Source organism: Rothia sp. HMSC066H02 (assembly GCF_001814995.1).
In the GTDB taxonomy this organism is placed as follows: domain Bacteria; phylum Actinomycetota; class Actinomycetes; order Actinomycetales; family Micrococcaceae; genus Rothia; species Rothia mucilaginosa.
In genome coordinates, this window is record NZ_KV818672.1 from 85,051 (window position 1) to 102,730 (window position 17,680).

Sequence of the window (17,680 nt, forward strand, 5' to 3'; positions counted from 1 at the left end):
GCATTGGGGGTGGAGATTCACTCATTCTACGCCCACCTTTTAGCGCGCCCACAAGCTTCTCCGTTACGTCTCAGAGCTCGTCATGAGCACCTTTCAACTAGGAGCAGAGGCAGCAGCGGGTCTACAATAAATCGGTGCCAATTCAGGTACGCGCACAGGCAAACAGAGCCGGATGCGGTGATAACGTCGTCACCCGACCCCCCCGTTGCGCGCACTTCCCCTACCGGCACACGCATCACGTACGCAGGAGAACGCCCATGCACGAGCTCTTTGACCCGGATCAGGTATTCCGCATCGTCGACATTGCCGCCGTTGTCGCTAACGGCCTGCTCGGCGGTGCTGTGGCGCGCGCCTTCCGATTCGACATTGTGGGCTTCCTGCTGCTCGCGGTCGCCTGCGGCATGGGCGGCGGTATGATCCGTGACATCCTACTGAACTCCGGACTGCCCGTGGCACTCACTGACGGCGGCTACTGGGTGGGTGCTATCGGCTCCTCGATTCTGGCGTACAGCATCGACTTGAGTGCCCGCTGGGCGACCCGAACCATGCTCATCATTGACTTCATCGGTATGGGTGCGTGGGCGGCAACCGGCACCATTAAGTCCCTGAACTTGGGCCTGCACTGGCTGCCCGCTATTGCACTGGGTGTGACCACCGCGGTCGGTGGCGGCGTTATCCGTGACATTATGGTCAATCGCATCCCGGCGATCTTTGGCGGTAACTCCCTGTACGCAACGGTCGCGTTTGTGGGTGCTTCTGAAACCGCTCTGGTAACCGGCTTGTTCCACCGCCCTAACCTGGCGATGGCACTGTCTATTTTCTTGTGTCTGGTGTTTGGTGTGCTCTCCCATATGAAGAATTGGCAGCTGCCGACTACCCCGGCTGAGCTGCGTGTGCCTCGCCCGCGTCTCTTCACTTTTGGTAAGCAGGAGGACCGTGCCGTTGCTAATGAGGGCTGGGCCCCTGGTGCTCCGCTCACTGAGCAGCTTGAGGTGATTAATGCTGAGCAGCTGGAGGAGTACCGCCGCTCTAAGGGGCTTTCGGAGTAAAAGCTATATATGTTGAATATAGAATATGGGCTGGTTTCCGCACGTCAGATGATTATCTGACCGGCAGAAACCAGCCCATATTCGCTATGTACAGTACGGCTAAATCGTGTACTCGGTGCTGTCGTACACGGTCAAGAACTTACGGATACGCTCATCATCCGAAGCAAAGAAACCGGCCGGCTCACCGTTATAGCGCAGGGTACCGTTCTCCAGGAACACGATACGATCCGCAACCTTCTTCGCAAACGCCATATTGTGCGTCACGATGACCAGGGAGCGGCCCTCCTTCGCCAGCTGCATGAGCACGCGGATCACCTCCGCCTCCAGCTCGGGATCCAGCGCACTCGTCGGCTCATCAAAGAGCAGGTAGGAGGGTTCCAACGCCAAGGCGCGGGCAATCGCCACACGCTGCTGCTGACCACCAGAGAGAGCGTCCGGGTAGGAATCTACCTTGTCGGCAAGACCCACCTTCGCCAGCAGCTCGCGGGCACGCTCCTGCGCCTGCTGAGCGCTCAGGGTGCCGTTGAGGGTCGGGGCGAGCGCCACGTTCTTCAGCGCCGTGTAGTTCGGGAACAGGTTGAACTGCTGGAACACCATCGCCGAACGGGAGCGAATATCACGCACCTGCGCGTCGGTGAGCTTCTGGCTGTAGTCCACCTGCGCGTCGTCAATGGTGAGCGTGCCGGACTGCGGGGTTTCCAGCAGGTTCAGGCAGCGTAGCAGAGTGGACTTACCGCTACCGGACGGGCCCAGAATCACCGTGGTCTCACCGTCGGGGATGTCCAGGCTGATGTTCTTGAGCACCTGCGTATCGCCAAAGCTCTTCGACAGGGAATCAACGCTAAGCATTGTTGCTCCTCACGTAACGGTTGCTGTACTTCTCCAGGGCCGACTGTGCGGCGGTCAGCAGAGTGAAAATCACCAGGTAAATGATGGCGACCTCGGAGTACATTGCCAGCGGCTCGAAAGTACGCGACGCGATCTGCTTACCGGTCTGGAACAGGTCAACCATCGAAATAACCGACACCAGCGAGGTGCCCTTAATCAGGTCGATGAAGTTGTTGCCCAGGTTCGGCAGAGCAATACGCACCGCCTGCGGAATGACCACGTGGCGCAGGGTCTGCATGCGGGTGAAGTTCAGGGTTGCCGCCGCCTCAAACTGGCCGCGCGGAATAGCCGCCACCGCCGAGCGGAAGGTTTCCGCCACGTACGCGCCGGTGTGCAGGCTCATCGTGATGATCGCGGCACTCCACACGTCCAGGGCAATACCGACCTTCGGCAGGCCGTAGAAGACGATGAACAGCTGCACCAGCAGCGGGGTGCCGCGGAAGACCCAGATATACAGCCAGGCCAGCCAGTTCACCGGGGCGAAGCGGCTCGTGCGCGCGCCGGCGGAGATGATGCCCACCAGCAGTGCCACCGCGAAAGAAATCAGCGACAGCGGAATAGTCACTGCCAGGGTCGAGCCCAGCAGCTGAGGCAGGGACTCAGCCCAAAGATTCAGGTAGCGTTCCATGAACGGAACTCAGCTCCTTTAATTAGTTCTTCGGGGAGAGGTCTTCGCCCACGTACTTCTCGTAAATCGCCTTGATGTCACCGTTCTGTAGGTGCTTCTTCAGCGACTCGTCGATAGCGTTACGCAGGGCGTCCTGGCCCTTAGGCAGCAGGATGGAGGAGTTGCTGCCGGTGCCCAGGTCACCGGAGAGCAGGCGCAGGTTAGCGTCCGGGTGCTCCTTGAAGTACTCGGCGAAGGACACGGAGTCGTTCGCGGTCATCTCGGCGCGGCCCGACAGGACCTGCTCGATGGCCTCATCGAAGCCGGATACGACCACAATCGAGGCGCCCTTCGCCTCCACCATCTTGCGGAAGTTCGAGGTTTCGGACTGTGCCGAGGAGTGGCCGGAAATCTCGCTCACGTTCTGCAGGGAGGAGTCCTTCTTCACGGCAACCTTCGGCTCCGAGTACAGGTAGGGTACGGAGAAGTCGTACTTCTGCTTGCGCTCGTCGGTTGCGGAGACATTGTTGATGACGATGTCGTAGCGGTCGGCGTCCACACCGGCAATCAGCGAATCCCAGGGGGTCTCGACGAATTCGGCGGTCACGCCCAGGTCCTTGGCGATCAGGTCGGCGATTTCCTTCTCGAAGCCGACCAGGGTGCCGTTGGACTCGTGGAAGGAGAAGGGACGGTAGGTGCCCTCCAAACCCACGCGAATCTTGCCGGCGGACTTGATGGCCTCCAGCTTGTTGGCGCTGGATGCGGAGGTGCTGCTGCTGGACGAGCCGCACGCTGCGAGCAGTGCAGCCAGGCCGGTGAAGGCGGTGCCTGCGAGGACGGTGCGGCGGTTAATCATTGCGGACATGGTTCTTCCTTTGCGTCGTAGTTGATGCTCTTGTAGTTGCGGGCTGTCACCCTGAGGTAACCCGGGGGCATCATGCGGTGTGCCCCTCTCTGCGGGTGCAACGCTGGCTATCCTACAGCTATTCCCGGTGGGAAAGAATTCAACGTAACATTCCGTCATATTCTCTCGTCAATACGGGAAAAGCGGCTGAGACATCAACCACGACGCGGTGTCGGAAGTCCTGGCGGGTGAGCCCTTTCCGGGCCCCTTCCGAGCCTTTCACGAAAGCTTAGGAGGCGGGGCTCAAGTCCTCGCTCACATGCTTCTCGAAAATTGCTTTGAAGTCACCGTTGCCCAGGTGCTTCTTGATGGAGGCGTCAATCGCATCCTTCAGCGCGGTCTGGTTCTTAGGCAGCAGAACGGCGACGTTGGTGCCGGGGCCGACCTCACCATCCAGCAGGCGCAGGTTGGCGTCCGGGTGCTCCTTGAAGTACTCGGCGAAGGACACGGAGTCGTTGGCGGTCAGCTCAGCGCGGCCGGTGAGCACCTGCTCGATTGCTTCATCGAAGCCGGTGACCTCGATGATGGTGGCACCGCGTTCCTCCACGAGTTTGCGGTAGTTGCTGGTGGCACTCTGGGCGGCGCTGTGGCCGGAAATCTCAGAAGCGTTCTTCAGGCTCGAGTCCTTCTTCACGCCCACGCGGGCACGGGAGTGCGCGTAGGGCACGGAGAAATCGTACTTCTTCTTACGTTCCTCGGTGGGTGCCACGTTATTGAGCACGATGTCGTAGCGGCCCGCGTCCACGCCGGCGATAAGCGAGTCCCAGGGGGTTTCGATGTACTCGGCGGTCACGCCCAGGTCCTTGGCGAGGGTCTCGGCGATGTCGTACTCGAAGCCGGCGAGCTTACCGGAGGCGTCGTGGTAGGTGTAGGGGCGGTAGGTACCCTCCACGCCGATGCGGATTTTGCCCGCGGACTTGATGGACTCCAGCAGGTTGGAGGAGCTCTGTGCGGAGCCTGCGCTGGAGCCGTTACCGCCGGAGCAGGCGGCGAGCAGGCCGGTGGTTCCAGCAAGGGCCGCGCCCAGTAGCAGGGAGCGTCGGTTCAGCACGGTGGAAGTGTTGAGAACGGTCATTCTTGGTTCCTTAATCTACGTTGATGCGTGGTGTGAAAGTTGAAATCTGCGGTATGGACCGGCGACACATGTCTAGCCAGCGACGTTCGCCAGCGGTATGAACCGGCGGCACGAACCTAGCCGGCGAAGGCGGCCTTCAGACCAATCTCCAGGGCAGCGATGAGGTCCTGAACATCCTCGATGCCGATCGCCAGGCGCACGAGGCGGTCGTCCACGCCGAACTCATCGCGGTGCTCCTGGGCGTAGGCGCCGTGCGTGGTGTGCGCGGGCAGGCTCACGAGCGATTCGATACCGCCCAGGCTCACAGCATTCACGAAGATTGGCAGGGCGCGGGCGAAGGCCTGCGCATCGCCGCCGTCCTTGAGTAGCAGCGAGAAGACGGAGCCGATACCGCGTGCCTGGCGGGACTGCACCTCCGCCTGTTCCTCGGAGGAGCTACCGGCGTAGAAAATCTTCTCCACCTCGGGGCGCTCGGAGAGGAACTCGATGAGCTCGCGGGCGTTCTGCTGCTGACGATCCAGGCGCAGGGCCAGAGTCTTCACGTCCTGCAGCAGGCGGTAGGAGTCAATCGGGGGCAGCAGCGCGCCGCTGACGAGCTGACCGCGGTGCAGCAGAACCGCCAGGTCGGGGTCGTTCGTCGCCGCAACACCGGCGAGCAGGTCGGCGTGACCTGCAAGGAACTTGGTGGCGGACTGCACGGTGATGTCCGCGCCAAGCTCCAGGGGACGCTGCAGGTACGGGGTCATGAAGGTGTTGTCCACAATCAGCAGGGCTCCGTGGCGGTGCGCCAGCTCCGCAACCGCGGCAATGTCGGTGACCTGCAGGGTGGGGTTCGTGGGGGTCTCAAGGAAGACGACCTTCACGTCCGGGGTAAAGTCCTCATCGCTCAGGGTCGTGAAGTCGCTGATGAAGCGGGTCTTCACAGCGCGTTTAGTCAGCTCGGTGGTCGCGAAGCGGTAGGTGCCGCCGTAGGTCGGCATGCCCAGCAGCAGGGTGTCGCCCGCCTCCAGAACGCCGAGGGCCGCCGCGGTGGCCGCCATGCCGGAGGGGTACGCGTAAGCGTGCTCCGCACCCTCGAGGGCGGCGAGGGTCGCCTGCAGGTTATCGCGGGTGGGGTTCGCGCCGCGCTGGTACATGTAGGTGGTGTCCTCACCTGCGGTACCGAAGGTGCTAGCCAGGTAGACCGGCGGCACGGACGCATCGTAGCGGGCATCGTGCACGGCGTGGATGGTGCGGGTCGTGAAACCGGTCGGTTCGAGCTGATTCTGCTGACTCATGGTAGTTCTCTTTCGTCCGGGCTACCCCGAACGCGGGTGTAGCTGTGTGTGTCGTCGTGTATCCGGGATTTACCCTACCCGCATTTTTTATGCCGTTCTAGCCCCGAGTCACGGGGGTTAATATGTTCACGCAACGTCATATAAAAATGCGGTGAGGGTACACAAAATACCCGCATTAAAAACATTCTTTTACATTGAAAGAAATACAATAATCCGGGTATTTTGAGTAATTATTATGGGTGACATTACACCGCGTATTTAGGGCACCTCGAATCACGCGATACGGTCGTGCGGTGCCTCATGTTCAGGGACTATGCCTGATGCGCCAGGGCTGCGGTCAGGCCGCGCTCCAGGTCCTCGATGATGTCCTCAATCTCCTCGATACCAATCGCCAGGCGGATGAGGTTGTCACTCACGCCGTACTCGTCGCGGTGCGCCTGCGTGTAGGCGGCCTGCACCATGAGCGCGGGGCGAACCACCAGGGACTCGATACCGCCCAGGCTCACCGCGTGGGTGAAAATCTTCAGAGCTTCAAGGAAGGCGGGCAGATCGGCGCCGTCCACCAGTTCCATGGAGATGAGCGCACCCAGGCCGTTCGCCTGGCGGGCGTGCACCTGCGCCTCGTACTCGCTGTGCGAACCCGCGTAGAGCACGCGCTTCACGGCGGGGCGCGCCTCCAGGTAGTTGATGACCTCGATGGTGTTCTTCTGCTGCTGAGTCAGGCGCAGCTTGAGGGTCTTGACCTCCTGCAGCAGGCGGTAGGAGTCGGTGGGCGAAAGCATTGCGCCGGTAATCATCTGCAGGTGCCAGAGGCGCTCAGCGAGCGCGTCATCGTTGGTTGCGGCGACGCCTCCGAGCAGGTCCGCGTGGCCGCCCAGGTACTTGGTGGCGGACTGCACGCTGATGTCCGCGCCCAGGTCGAGGGGCTTCTGCAACAGCGGGGTCATGAAGGTGTTGTCGACGACCACGATTGCGCCGTTACGGTGGGCAATTTCGGCGATGGCGGCAATATCGCTCACGCGCAGTAGCGGGTTGGAGGGGCTCTCCAGGAATACCATGGTCACGTTGTCGGCGAAGTCCTCGTCGGTGAGGGCCGTGAAATCGCCGATGAAGCGGGTCTTGACGCCGCGGGCGGGCAGTTCGATGGTTGCGAAGCGGTAGGTGCCGCCGTAGGAGGGCATACCCAGCAGCAGGGTTTCGCCTTCCTTGAGGATGCCGAGGGCGGCAGCGGTGGCGCCCATTCCGGAGGGGTAGGCGAAGGCGTGCTTGGCGCCTTCGAGGGTTGCGAGCGTGGTTTCGAGGGCCGCGCGGGTGGGGTTGCCGCCGCGCTGGTAGTCGTAGGGGCCTTCGGTGCCGTCACAGGGCTGGGCGTAGGTGGTGGTCGTGTAGATCGGAGGCAGGATGGAGCCGTACGGGTTGTCGCGGTCCGTAGTGTGAATTGCCTTCGTGGTAAATCCGGTCATGCTGTCCTCGGCTAAGGTTGGGCATAAAATGCGGGGGATAAATATATTGCTAGCTTATGGCTCTTTTTAGTGGCTGACTAGTTTTTTCTTTTCTGTGACCGAGTGACTTTTTATGACTGAAAAATAGCGTTATATTTCGACATTTTAGACATATATTTCGTCATATTTCGGGCGTGAAAAGACCCGGCGGTCGGTACACGTGTGTGCTGAGTACCGGCCGCCGGGCTCCACACTAGGATACCGGCTTACGGTGCGAAAGCGTAAGGGTAGGTTTACCTTAAAGCTGAACCGCCCTCCACAAGGGGCGATGCTACGCCCTCATTCTCACTCAGAACGTGCCGGATGCTCTGCTGGGCATAGCAGGAGGGGCGTGCCCGGGAATCACCCCGGGTACGCCCCTCCGCTTACTCTCATGAGTATGTCAGCGTCATAATGCGAGGTAACTGCAGGGCCGACGCCGTTTTTTAGAAGATTTTCTGCGAACCTACGCCAACGCAGTAGCTCTCGTTCTGCTCCACTAGAGCTTTTATCGCTTTCCATGCCTCTCGCTGACGACGGGTGTTTCCTTGCAAAAGGGCGACGTTAGCGAAGCTGACCAACATACCTTTCGGGTCCGCTTCGCGAAGGTCCTTAGCAAAAATTTTTGGCTTTGCCGAAGTGTCAGTAGTCGGCATCATCCAGAGACGAGAACCGTGAGCTACACGGTTTCGTAAAGTGGTCAGAGACTTAAGACGACCTTCAAAGTGCTTATGGTTTACGCCCATATACTCTGCGGTCTTTTTGTAAAGCAGCAGCTTTTCAGCATCTCCAGACTCGGTGGAGGTTTCTGAAGCATAACTTTGGACCACCGCATGGGAGAGAAGCCCCAAGGAAAACGAATCAACAACAGACCACAGAGGAAGTTCCTTTTGCATCATCTTTCGAAGCTCCTCAATGTCCTCCCAATCGTCCAAGTTTTCAGAGGGGGTTTTAGAGGAACCTTTTCCGCAGGATTTCCACCAAGCCTCGATTCGCTCGCGAACATACGGTTCACGGTATCGCAGGATGTGCCGCATCATATCTTTGATGAGCGCATCTACTGGCCTGTCCTGATTCATGCAGATATACGCATCCGGGTTGAGGTACTCATGGGGACTACGGTAAGTGCAAAATACGTCCACCCATGCAGCTCGAATCGCCTGTTCGCTCTGCCTCATGTACCCGTACAAGAGGGAAGAGACCGCAACATCCATACGCACAATATCTAAAACGTCCGAGATGTCTGGATTCTCAGGCAGAAGCCCCTCGTTCTTGTATTTGTTGTAATTACGAAAATATCCCAGAAGGTAGTGGAAATTAGAGCATGCAAGCATGTCTCGGTCATCGTCGCTCAGGGTTATTCCCTGAGGAAAATACCTCTTAGCAACAAGGTATTCCTTCTGATCCTCTATTGAAGGTAGAAATACGCACGATTCCTTGGGCAATGCCGTTGCTCTCCTTACTTCGGTTCGCCGTAGAACCGAACATACAAAAGGACCCCCTCGAGATGCGCTTAGGTAAACCCAGAGGCGGAGGGGGGACTGTTAGTACAACAATAGCATTGGAGCTACACGCTCTCAAGGAATCTGGACGTTTTCCATGGTTATCTTCTGGTTGCTTATATCACTGCATCGTCCTCAATGAAGGAGGGGCGTGCCCGGGAATCACCCCGGGTACGCCCCCTCCATTCAGACGCTGACAAGCGCCTAATTTTTGTAATTACAAGCCATAGCCGCGGCTTACACAGCACAGGCTACTTCGACAGCACCTGACGCTTCGAAGAAATCACCCCCGTATTGAAACCAGCCAAGTGCAGACCACCGTGGAAACGCGCATGCTCAATCTTCACGCACTTATCCATCACCACGTTCAGGCCGGCAGCCTCACCAATCGCGGCAGCCTCCTCGCTCCAGGAGCCCAGCTGCATCCAGACGGTCTTAGCGCCCAGGTCAACAGCCTCCTGCACCACGCCCGGCAGGTCCTCATTACGACGGAAAATCTCCACCAGATCCGGGACCTCCGGCAGGTCCTGCAGCGACGGGTACACCGGCTGACCCAGCACAAGCTTGCCCTTCGCCGCCAGAATCGGGTTCACGAAGTACAGCTTGTACGGCGACGCCGACTGCAGGTACGTCGCCACGAAGTAGGAGGCACGCGAAATCTTATCGCTCATACCCACAATCGCAATCGTGCGGGTATTACGCAGAATGTTCAGACGCTCAGGGGCGGAAGGACCCACCCAGGTTCGCTTCTCAGTCATTACTTCTCCTCCTGAGTGGTAGTAGGCAGGGAGCAGGATGCGCCAGCAGCAGCCTCAGCGGCGGCGGCGTCCTCGGCGGCCTTAGCGGCGGCAACCGCCTCCTCAGCCTCCACAATCTTGTCTGCGCTGGACTCGCCCACACGCTCACCGGCGTGGTTCAGGCCGGTCGCGTAGGTCAGCGCCTGGTCCAGGTCCCAGATGATGTCTTCAACGTCTTCCAGACCCACCGAAATACGGATCAGGTCCTCACCGACACCGCCAGCCTTCAGCTGCTCAGCGGTCAGCTGCTGGTGCGTGGTCGAACCCGGGTGCAGAACCAGGGTGCGGGCGTCACCAATGTTCGCCAGGTGGCTTGCCAGCTGCAGGGCACCAATGAACTCGCCACCGACCAGACGGCCGGAAGCCTTCTCAGTCGCCTTCACACCAAAGGAGAACACGGAACCGACACCCAGCGGCAGCAACTTCTTCGCGCGCTCGTGGTGCGGGTGGTCTTCCAGGCCGGCGTAGTTCACGTAGGCGATACGCTCATCCTCAACCAGCCAGTTCACGACCTGCTTAGCGTTGGCGAGGTGCGCGTCCATGCGCTGCGGCAGGGTCTCAACACCCTGCAGCAGGTTGAACGCGGCCTGCGGGCTCAGCGACGGGCCGAAATCACGCAGCTGCTCGGAACGCAGCTTGGTCAGGAAGCCGTACTCGCCGAAGTTACCCCACCAGGACACGCCGTTGTAGGAGGGAACCGGCTCGGTCATGGACGGGAAGTTGCCGTTACCCCAGTTGAAGCGGCCGGACTCGACGACAATACCGCCGAGGGTGGTGCCGTGGCCGCCCAGGAACTTGGTGACCGAGTGAATGACAATGTCGGCACCGTGCTCGAGGGGGCGAATCAGGTACGGGGTGGACAGGGTTGCGTCCACAACCAGGGGAATACCCGCCTCGTGTGCGACCTCTGCGAGGCCTTCCAGGTCGGCAACCTCACCGGAGGGGTTCGCCACGATCTCGGTGTAGATTGCTTTGGTGTTCTCGGTCAGTGCCGCCTTGTAGTCGGCGGGGTCGGTGCCGGGCACGAAGGTGGTCTCAATGCCGAAGCGGCGCAGGGACACGTCCAGCTGGGTGACGGTGCCGCCGTACAGCTGCGAAGAAGCAACAATGTGGTCGCCCTGCTGGCACAGAGCCGCGAAGGTGATGAACTCGGCAGCCATGCCGGAGGCGGTCGCTACCGCACCGATGCCGCCTTCGAGGGAGGCGATGCGCTCCTCCAGCGCGGCGACGGTCGGGTTGGACAGGCGCGAGTAGATGTTGCCGTACTTCTGCAGGGAGAAGAGGTTCGCGGCATCGTCAGCGTCTTTGAAGACGAAGGAGGAAGTCTGGTAGATAGGGACCGCGCGGGCACCGTGTTCAGCGTCGGGGGTGCCGCCCGCGTGTAGTGCGCGGGTGCGGAAGCCGAAAGTGTGTTCAGCCATTGGTTTGCTCCTGGTGTATCTGCCCGCCTGTGTGCGGGGAGTCGATAGTGGCTCGACTTTATACTGTGCCACCGGCGGCGGGGTCCACCAAGTGCGGGTACCTATATGTCGTTTATTGCGGATTATGACGGGGCATCATATCAGCCGTCATAACAGAAGTTGTTATGACGGTTGTTATGATGCGCGGTCAATGAAACCGACAGGAATACCCGGTTTTTGCCTGCAATTCCGGGGTTTTCAAGATTCTAGGCGCAAGGAAAACAGCGCATCATATCAACATCATCACAGGATCATAACAATATCATCGCAGAAATTGTTATGATGCTGTTATGACGTTGCTATGACGTTCACCAAGAAGTAGCCATCGGGAGCATGCATGGAAACAAACACCACCGAACTCATCGAAAACCTACGCCGTAGCCAGGCTGAAAACGGGCGAGTAGAAGTCAAAGCTGCAGCTGGCGGGTTCCCCAAGTCCGTTCTTGAAACCGTTAGTGCCTTCGCCAATGGAGACGGTGGCACCATTCTTCTTGGCCTGACCGACCCGGCAGAAGGTCTACAGCCAGTTGAAGGTTTCAACGCACAGGCAGTCCACGACGCATCCGTTGAGGCAATCCGTTCCAAGATCACACCTCGACCCCCGGTAGATATTCAGATTGAGGCGGCAGACGAGCAGCACCGTATCGTGCGCATCGATGTGCTCCCCGGCGACCCGACGCAGAAGCCCTACTACATCGAAGCAAACGGCATGTATAACGGCTCCTACCAACGCGTCGGCGAGGCCGATATTCGCCTCACCAAGTACGAGATTGACCGCTTCCTAGAGAACCGCAGTCAGCCCCGCTACGACGAGGAGCTGGTCAGCGAGGCAAGCTTCAAGGACCTCTCTCCCACCCTTGTGAGTGCCTATGTCGCTCGCCTCCGCGAGGAGCAGCCGCGCGTTTTTGCGGCGCTTTCTGACCGTGAGGTTCTTCTGCAGGCACGCATTCTACGCATCGATTCTGAGGGCCGAGAAGTGCCCACTCTTGGGGCGCTTCTCGCCATGGGATCCTACCCGCAGGCGTTCTTCCCGCAGCTGATGATGAGCGTTGTTGTTCTTCCCGGTGAAGAGCTTGGTGAGGTCACTGAGGACGGTCGACGTTTTCTGGACAATCACAGCTGTACCGGGCCTATCCCCTCCATGTTGGATGAAGCTATGGGCGTTTTGGTTCGCAATATGCGCAAAACGTCCACGATGGAGGGCCTCAACAGTAGCGGTATCGGGCGGGTTGAGCGCTACGAGTATCCGCTGGAGGCTATCCGCGAGCTCTTGGTTAACGCCCTCATGCACCGCGACTACTCGCCGGGTGCGTGCGGCTCGCAGGTGCAGGTTGAGCTCTACACCAACCGCCTGGTGGTGCGTAGCCCGGGTGGTATCTACGGTGCTGTGACTATCCGAGATTTCGGTCAGCCCGGTGTTTCTTCAACCCGCAACAGCTACTTGGCAAGCATTCTGACTGATCTGCCCGATCCGGGTACGGGGCGTTTGATTGCAGAGAATAGGGCTTCCGGTATTCCCACGGTTCTGCGCGCGCTGAAGGAGGCGGGTCTGCCCGCTCCCCAGTTTGCTGACCGTCTACTCTATGTGCAGGTCACTCTGATGCAGCCCCCGCAGGGTGCGTCTTCTACGGAACAGAAGACCGCGCCTGAGGATAAGACTCAGCAAGCAACCCATTCCACGGGCAAACATTCAGCCGACGCCGTCGAACCGGCGGGCGCCGATGCGTCGCTTGACGGCCTCAGCGAACGCCAGGCTGGTATTGTGCGTGGCCTGCGTGCACAGGGCGAGGCTGTTTCCACGACATATATCCAAGAGCATTGGGGTCGGGGCGCTTCACGTACCTCCATTACGAATGATTTGCGCCATCTTGTGGAGGCGAAGCTGATTGTTCCTACGGCTCCACCGCGTAGTAAGAACCGTAAGTATCGCGCTGCTTAGACGTGCCCGATAAAAGGTACACAAAAAGGGGAGGGAAATAGAGCGGTTATTCTCTATTTCCCTCCCCATTCGACTATTCAGCCAAAACCACGTTTAGCCGCAAGCCCACTCAAAGACGACCTGCGAGAAGTCGCGGGCGGCAAGCGCCTCCGGAGTAATCAGCCAGTTCGCCGCACCGGCGTCACCCCACATGATCTCAATCTCCTCGTCTTCGTTCTCCTCGTTCTCCGACTCAGAGACGATAGTCAGCAGGTTCACCGTGTGGCCGCGCAGCTCCTTGAACTCGTCACGCGGGTCATTCTGCACGAAGAACGGGTATCCGCCCATGTGGGAGTACTCTTCCTCCGATTCGAAAGGCTCCGTCAGCTCGTAGAGAGCTTCGCGGCGAGGCTGGTTCTTATACGGGTTCTCGTGCGCTTCGGGCAGCAACTCATCCGGGTAGGTTTCATCCCACTTCGCACCAAAAACGTCGTAGTAGTCGTAGCCGGAGGCGGTCACACCCTGCTCACGCACCTCAAAGGTCATGCCGTACTCAATTTCGAGCGGGCCGCTCTCACAGTCGAAACCGCCGATGGGCCAACCGCCCTCGTCCCAGTCCACGGTCGGGAACGGGGCATCAGGGTTCGGCTCACCCAGCTTCTCGTAGTAGACGACGCGGTGATTCTTCTGCGAAAGAGGGTTCTCATAGTCGTAACCCCACAAGCACTCTTCGTCGTTCGGGTTAATCCAGAACTGCAACATACCGGTTGCCGGGTAAATGTCATTCTCGGGCAGGTCGGCGCAGTTAATCTGCGCAATCATGCCCAGCGGCTCACCCTTCTCATTGGTCGGCGCAGACTCCCCGGCAGGCAGGTACGGACGGCCACCAAACTTGGACGCGGTCTGCGGCAAGGGCTCGGCGGGAACGAAGGGCTTCAAGGCGATAGCCTTCTTACGGGCGCCCTCCTGGTTGAGCAGGTCAATAACGTGCTTCGCCTGCTTTTCGATGTCATCGAACGGCTTGTTGTCAAACATTTTAGGGTCTCCTCATTGATGATGTGGCGGTGTGAAAGTAGTACGGTGTCTAGCCGCAAGCCCACTCAAAGACGACCTGCGAGAAGTCGCGGGCGGCAAGCGCCTCCGGAGTAATCAGCCAGTTCGCCGCACCGGCATCACCCCACATCACATACACGCCCTCCTCGGCGTCCTCACCCCACTCCGATTCGATAGTCAGCAGGTTCACCGTGTGGCCGCGCAGCTCCTCGAACTCATCGCGCGGGTCCTCCTGCACGAACGAGGGGTAGCCGCCAATATGCGAGTAATCCCTCTCCTCCGATTCGAAGGGCTCCAGCAGGTTGTAGGAGGCGTCATCGCGTGCGTTCGGTTCCTCGGGCAGCTTCTGGTCCGGGTACATCTCGTCCCAGGCGTCAGCGAACCGGTCGTAGATTTCGTAGCCACCATCCAGGAAGCCCTGCTCCCAGGGCTCGAAGGTGAGCGCGTACTCGACGACCTCCTCGGCAGTACCCTTGCCGTCACGGCCAAAGGGCCAGCCGTAGTCGTCCCAGTTCACGGTCGGGAACGGGGCATCCGGGTTCGGCTCACCCAGCGTTTCGTAGTAGACAACGCGGTGATTCTTCTGCGAGAGCGGGTTCTCGTAGTCGTAACCCCACATGCACTCTTCGTCGTTGGGGTTAATCCAGAACTGCAGCATACCGGTCGCCGGGTAAATGTCGTTTTCGGGCAGGTCGGCGCAGTTAATCTGCGCAATCATGCCCAGCGGCTCACCCTTCTCATTGGTCGGCGCAGACTCACCTGCGGGCAGGTACGGTCGGCCACCAAACTTGGATGCAGTCTGCGGCAGCGGGGCGTCGGGGAGGGTTACCTTCAGGCGGATTGCCTGCTTGCGGGCGCCACGCTCGTTGAGTGCGTCGATGACGCGGCGTGCCTGCGCCAGGGTCTCTTCGGAGGGCTTGTTCTTCGGCATTGTGTGCTCGTTTCGTCGGTGAATTAATCGGTGTAGAAGATTCGGTGTGTCAGGCGCGGGCTACGGTACCGCTGCGCCTTCTACCCCCATTAGACCCTATTTCAGGCAGGCGCGCACCAATTCCGGTCACGAGTGCATCCGGCGGCGACAATCAGGTGCGAAAGCAGGTGCCAAGCGTGCAGAAAGCCCCGCCTCCTCACCCTCATGCGCGGGCATGAGAGGTAAGAATGCGGGGCTTCCGAGTAATTCTCAGTGATTCTCTACGAATCTCTACGAGAGGCTAGAACCTTTAGAGAGCCTTCTCGATGGTCTCCAGAACACCAAGCGCGGCAGCCGGGCCAGCGTTCAGGAAGAACATATCGGCATCCACGCTGTGCGCGTGCTTCTCGGTGACAGCCTTGAGGGTGCTCCACAGTGCCTCACCGGTCAGCTTGGACTCGTCGCCGCCCTGCACACCGTAGAACAGGTAGTCGCCGTCAGCCTGGTCGAGCTGCTCGGAGCTCAAGTCGATGGAGGTCTTCTCAACCTGCGCAGCTGCGGGACGTGCCAGGGATGCATCCGCGCAGATGGAGCCCACGAACGAGGACTTCGCGAAGATGCGGGTGCGGTCAGCGGAAGTGTACAGGAAGGAGAAGGTCTTCTCGCTGCCAGCCTTCTGACCGACAGACTTCGCCTTGGTGTTGTACTCCTCCATGAGCTTCTCAGCCTTCTCGGTGGTGCCCAGCGCGGCAGCAATCAGCAGGAAGTCCTGCTTCCAGTTGACGCCGGTGCCCTCGGTGACCACGGTCGGTGCGATCTTAGCGAGGGACTCGTACAGCTCGTCCTTCTTGTTGGTGTTGTTAATGAGGATCAGGTCGGGCTTGAGGTTTGCGATGGCCTCAACGTCCGGGTCGGTGCGCTTGCCGACCTTGGCAATCTTGTCGAGCTCTGCGGACTTATTGGAGAACTTGGTCTTCAGGTAGGTGGGGACCAGGTCGGCGTCACCGGCGGTTGCCGCGCCGACGGGTACGATGCCCAGGGAAAGCACGCCGTCGAGCTGACCGGTGGAGAGAATCACGACCTTGGAGGGTGCGGATTTGATGGTGGTTTCACCGCGGAAGTGCTTGACGGTGCGGGGGAATTCGCCGTCAACGGTGGTGGTACCCATCCCGGAGGGCAGGGCGGAGGGTGCCACCTTCTTACCGGTCGCAGAAGCAGACACGGAGGAAGAGCCGGAAGTATTGGAGGAGCCGCATGCCACCAGGGCGAGGGCACCGAAGGAACCGAGTGCGAGTGCGCCGAAGGAGCGGCGGGTGATCTTGTTCGTCATATTTGCCATTTTATTAGGATAACCTCATATATGCATATGCGATACTTAATACTCATCTATTGATACGTTAAGCATCCTCCGTCCGCACGGGAGCGCACCGCTCCCCCACCACATCCAAAGCCTATGACACCACAGACCTCCCCCTCTTCCGGACCCGCCGTCAGCGAAGGCCCCACTGTCAGTACTGCTTCCCTGGCGAAAATTCGTGCCCTCTCCGCTTCTTCGGATGCCGTATCTGGCGCCTCCTCGGGCGGTCAGGGCGGCAAGTCTATCTCGCGTCTGGCGGTTGCGCTCATTATTGGCGGCGTTCTGCTGGTGTTGCTTTGCGCCCTGTCGTTTGCGGTGGGTTCGCGCATGTTCGCCCTGGACCGCTCCATTGACGGTTTCCTCCACCCGGAGGCGAACACCATCGAGTCGAAGCTGATTTGGGCGAAGCGTGCCCCGCGTACCGCCGCGGCGTTGCTGGTGGGTGCCGCGTTGGCGGTGTCGGGTGTGCTCATGCAGGCGTTGAGCCGTAACCCGCTGGCTGAGCCGGGTCTGCTGGGTGTGAACTCGGGTGCTGCCGCCTCCGTGGTGGTGGGTGTGGGCGTTTTTGGGGTGTCCTCCCCGTTCGTTCAGCTGTGGCTGGCTCTACTGGGTTCGGGTCTGGCAGCGGCGCTGGTGTTCGTCATGGGCCTGGTGGATTCTAAACCGAACCTGGATTCGACGGCGCGTCTGGTGCTGACTGGTGTGGCGGTGAACGCTTGCCTGGGCACGATTACCGGCATTATCACGATGTTTAATTCGAAGGCTTTTGATTCGCACCGTTTCTGGGTGGTGGGTTCGCTGGAGAACCGCACCTTTGAGCAGGTGCTGTCTGCGCTGCCCTTTGTGGCATTGGGTTTGGTGCTCTCTTTCATGCTGATTGGTCCTCTGCGTGCCCTGGCACTCGGTGAGGATGCGGCAGCTGGCCTGGGTGTGCCGGTGACATTGGTCCGTGGCGCGACGATTATTGCGATTATGGCGCTGTGTGGTGCGGCGACTGCGGTTGCGGGCCCGATTGGTTTTGTGGGTCTGGTCGTGCCGCATGTGGTGCGTCTGCTGGTGGGTTCCGATATTGCGCGCGTTCTGCCGCTGTCGCTGGTGTACGGCCCGGTGTTGGTACTTGCCTCCGATATTCTGGGCCGCGTTCTGGTGATGCCGAGTGAGCTTGAGGTGGGTATTGTGACCGCCTTTATTGGTGCCCCGGTGCTGATGGTTCTGGTGCTGCGGTTGAGTACGGGTGCGCGCGGTGCGAAGAAGGGCCGCATGGGTGAGAAGGCGCAGGCGCGCGATGAGTCGGGTCCGGCTCATGTGTCGGAGCACGGTCCGCATCGTGCTCAGCGCCCTGTTGCGCGTGGTTCGTCTGGTTCGACTGGCGTATCTGGTTTGTAGGCCCCGGTTTCTGAGA

Annotated in this window: 15 protein-coding genes; 3 read left to right on the forward strand and 12 right to left on the reverse strand. The window is 59.8% G+C overall.

Going from position 1 to position 17,680, the window contains the following annotated elements; genetic code table 11:
- Positions 1-257: 257 nt before the first annotated feature.
- The gene (locus HMPREF2999_RS02450) at positions 258-1,049 is read left to right on the forward strand and encodes a trimeric intracellular cation channel family protein (protein WP_070675346.1); all 792 of its coding nucleotides are present in this window, start codon (positions 258-260) and stop codon (positions 1,047-1,049) included.
- A gap of 99 nt (positions 1,050-1,148) precedes the next feature.
- Here the strand turns inward: HMPREF2999_RS02450 and HMPREF2999_RS02455 are convergent, their stop codons facing one another.
- From HMPREF2999_RS02455 to HMPREF2999_RS02495, 9 genes are all read right to left on the reverse strand, one after another.
- A complete protein-coding gene (locus tag HMPREF2999_RS02455; RefSeq protein WP_070634271.1) occupies positions 1,149-1,898 on the reverse strand; it encodes an amino acid ABC transporter ATP-binding protein in 750 nt (249 codons plus the stop codon).
- The gene (locus tag HMPREF2999_RS02460; protein WP_049338279.1) at positions 1,891-2,565 is read right to left on the reverse strand and encodes an amino acid ABC transporter permease; all 675 of its coding nucleotides are present in this window, start codon (positions 2,563-2,565) and stop codon (positions 1,891-1,893) included. Before HMPREF2999_RS02460 ends, HMPREF2999_RS02455 begins: the two co-directional genes overlap by 8 nt.
- Positions 2,566-2,587: 22 nt before the next feature.
- Complete coding sequence (locus tag HMPREF2999_RS02465) at positions 2,588-3,409, reverse strand: transporter substrate-binding domain-containing protein (RefSeq protein ID WP_070697698.1); 822 nt, start codon at positions 3,407-3,409, stop codon at positions 2,588-2,590.
- A gap of 268 nt (positions 3,410-3,677) precedes the next feature.
- Positions 3,678-4,523 carry a transporter substrate-binding domain-containing protein gene (locus HMPREF2999_RS02470; protein WP_070675340.1) on the reverse strand — a complete coding sequence of 282 codons (846 nt, stop codon included), beginning with the start codon at positions 4,521-4,523 and terminating at the stop codon, positions 3,678-3,680.
- Between the two features lie 116 nt (positions 4,524-4,639).
- Positions 4,640-5,800 (reverse strand): trans-sulfuration enzyme family protein, encoded by a 1,161-nt coding sequence (locus tag HMPREF2999_RS02475; protein WP_070675337.1) that lies wholly within the window; start codon positions 5,798-5,800, stop codon positions 4,640-4,642.
- 311 nt (positions 5,801-6,111) lie between these two features.
- Complete coding sequence (locus HMPREF2999_RS02480) at positions 6,112-7,263, reverse strand: trans-sulfuration enzyme family protein (RefSeq protein ID WP_070675334.1); 1,152 nt, start codon at positions 7,261-7,263, stop codon at positions 6,112-6,114.
- A 464-nt stretch (positions 7,264-7,727) separates the two neighbouring features.
- Complete coding sequence (locus HMPREF2999_RS02485; protein WP_070675331.1) at positions 7,728-8,726, reverse strand: Abi family protein; 999 nt, start codon at positions 8,724-8,726, stop codon at positions 7,728-7,730.
- A 308-nt stretch (positions 8,727-9,034) separates the two neighbouring features.
- Positions 9,035-9,541, reverse strand: coding sequence for a CoA-binding protein (locus HMPREF2999_RS02490; protein WP_005509183.1), 507 nt, complete (start codon positions 9,539-9,541; stop codon positions 9,035-9,037).
- Positions 9,541-11,001, reverse strand: a complete 1,461-nt coding sequence (locus HMPREF2999_RS02495; protein ID WP_070675328.1) for an O-acetylhomoserine aminocarboxypropyltransferase/cysteine synthase family protein — start codon at positions 10,999-11,001, stop codon at positions 9,541-9,543. The genes HMPREF2999_RS02490 and HMPREF2999_RS02495 overlap by 1 nt, the downstream gene beginning before the upstream one ends.
- A gap of 376 nt (positions 11,002-11,377) precedes the next feature.
- On the opposite strand from HMPREF2999_RS02495, the gene HMPREF2999_RS02500 reads away from it, so the two are divergent.
- The gene (locus HMPREF2999_RS02500; RefSeq protein WP_070675325.1) at positions 11,378-12,979 is read left to right on the forward strand and encodes an ATP-binding protein; all 1,602 of its coding nucleotides are present in this window, start codon (positions 11,378-11,380) and stop codon (positions 12,977-12,979) included.
- A 93-nt stretch (positions 12,980-13,072) separates the two neighbouring features.
- On the opposite strand, the gene HMPREF2999_RS02505 is transcribed toward HMPREF2999_RS02500, so the two are convergent.
- The 3 genes from HMPREF2999_RS02505 to HMPREF2999_RS02515 all read right to left on the reverse strand — a co-directional run bounded on the left by HMPREF2999_RS02505 (position 13,073) and on the right by HMPREF2999_RS02515 (position 16,251).
- Positions 13,073-13,993, reverse strand: coding sequence for a YwqG family protein (locus tag HMPREF2999_RS02505; RefSeq protein WP_070675321.1), 921 nt, complete (start codon positions 13,991-13,993; stop codon positions 13,073-13,075).
- Between the two features lie 49 nt (positions 13,994-14,042).
- Positions 14,043-14,942 (reverse strand): YwqG family protein, encoded by a 900-nt coding sequence (locus tag HMPREF2999_RS02510; RefSeq protein ID WP_070675318.1) that lies wholly within the window; start codon positions 14,940-14,942, stop codon positions 14,043-14,045.
- Positions 14,943-15,231: 289 nt separating this feature from the next.
- The gene (locus HMPREF2999_RS02515; protein ID WP_070675315.1) at positions 15,232-16,251 is read right to left on the reverse strand and encodes an ABC transporter substrate-binding protein; all 1,020 of its coding nucleotides are present in this window, start codon (positions 16,249-16,251) and stop codon (positions 15,232-15,234) included.
- Between the two features lie 123 nt (positions 16,252-16,374).
- On the opposite strand from HMPREF2999_RS02515, the gene HMPREF2999_RS02520 reads away from it, so the two are divergent.
- Entirely contained in the window at positions 16,375-17,664 is a 1,290-nt protein-coding gene (locus HMPREF2999_RS02520; protein ID WP_070675312.1) for a FecCD family ABC transporter permease, read from the forward strand.
- Positions 17,665-17,680 lie beyond the last annotated feature (16 nt).

Coding starts and splice junctions, on each gene's coding strand:
- HMPREF2999_RS02450 (WP_070675346.1), top strand. CDS start 258: ATGCACGAGCTCTTTGACCCGGATCAGGTATTCCGCATCGTCGACATT.
- HMPREF2999_RS02455 (WP_070634271.1), bottom strand. CDS start 1,898: ATGCTTAGCGTTGATTCCCTGTCGAAGAGCTTTGGCGATACGCAGGTG.
- HMPREF2999_RS02460 (WP_049338279.1), bottom strand. CDS start 2,565: ATGGAACGCTACCTGAATCTTTGGGCTGAGTCCCTGCCTCAGCTGCTG.
- HMPREF2999_RS02465 (WP_070697698.1), bottom strand. CDS start 3,409: ATGTCCGCAATGATTAACCGCCGCACCGTCCTCGCAGGCACCGCCTTC.
- HMPREF2999_RS02470 (WP_070675340.1), bottom strand. CDS start 4,523: ATGACCGTTCTCAACACTTCCACCGTGCTGAACCGACGCTCCCTGCTA.
- HMPREF2999_RS02475 (WP_070675337.1), bottom strand. CDS start 5,800: ATGAGTCAGCAGAATCAGCTCGAACCGACCGGTTTCACGACCCGCACC.
- HMPREF2999_RS02480 (WP_070675334.1), bottom strand. CDS start 7,263: ATGACCGGATTTACCACGAAGGCAATTCACACTACGGACCGCGACAAC.
- HMPREF2999_RS02490 (WP_005509183.1), bottom strand. CDS start 9,541: ATGACTGAGAAGCGAACCTGGGTGGGTCCTTCCGCCCCTGAGCGTCTG.
- HMPREF2999_RS02495 (WP_070675328.1), bottom strand. CDS start 11,001: ATGGCTGAACACACTTTCGGCTTCCGCACCCGCGCACTACACGCGGGC.
- HMPREF2999_RS02500 (WP_070675325.1), top strand. CDS start 11,378: ATGGAAACAAACACCACCGAACTCATCGAAAACCTACGCCGTAGCCAG.
- HMPREF2999_RS02505 (WP_070675321.1), bottom strand. CDS start 13,993: ATGTTTGACAACAAGCCGTTCGATGACATCGAAAAGCAGGCGAAGCAC.
- HMPREF2999_RS02510 (WP_070675318.1), bottom strand. CDS start 14,942: ATGCCGAAGAACAAGCCCTCCGAAGAGACCCTGGCGCAGGCACGCCGC.
- HMPREF2999_RS02515 (WP_070675315.1), bottom strand. CDS start 16,251: ATGACGAACAAGATCACCCGCCGCTCCTTCGGCGCACTCGCACTCGGT.
- HMPREF2999_RS02520 (WP_070675312.1), top strand. CDS start 16,375: ATGACACCACAGACCTCCCCCTCTTCCGGACCCGCCGTCAGCGAAGGC.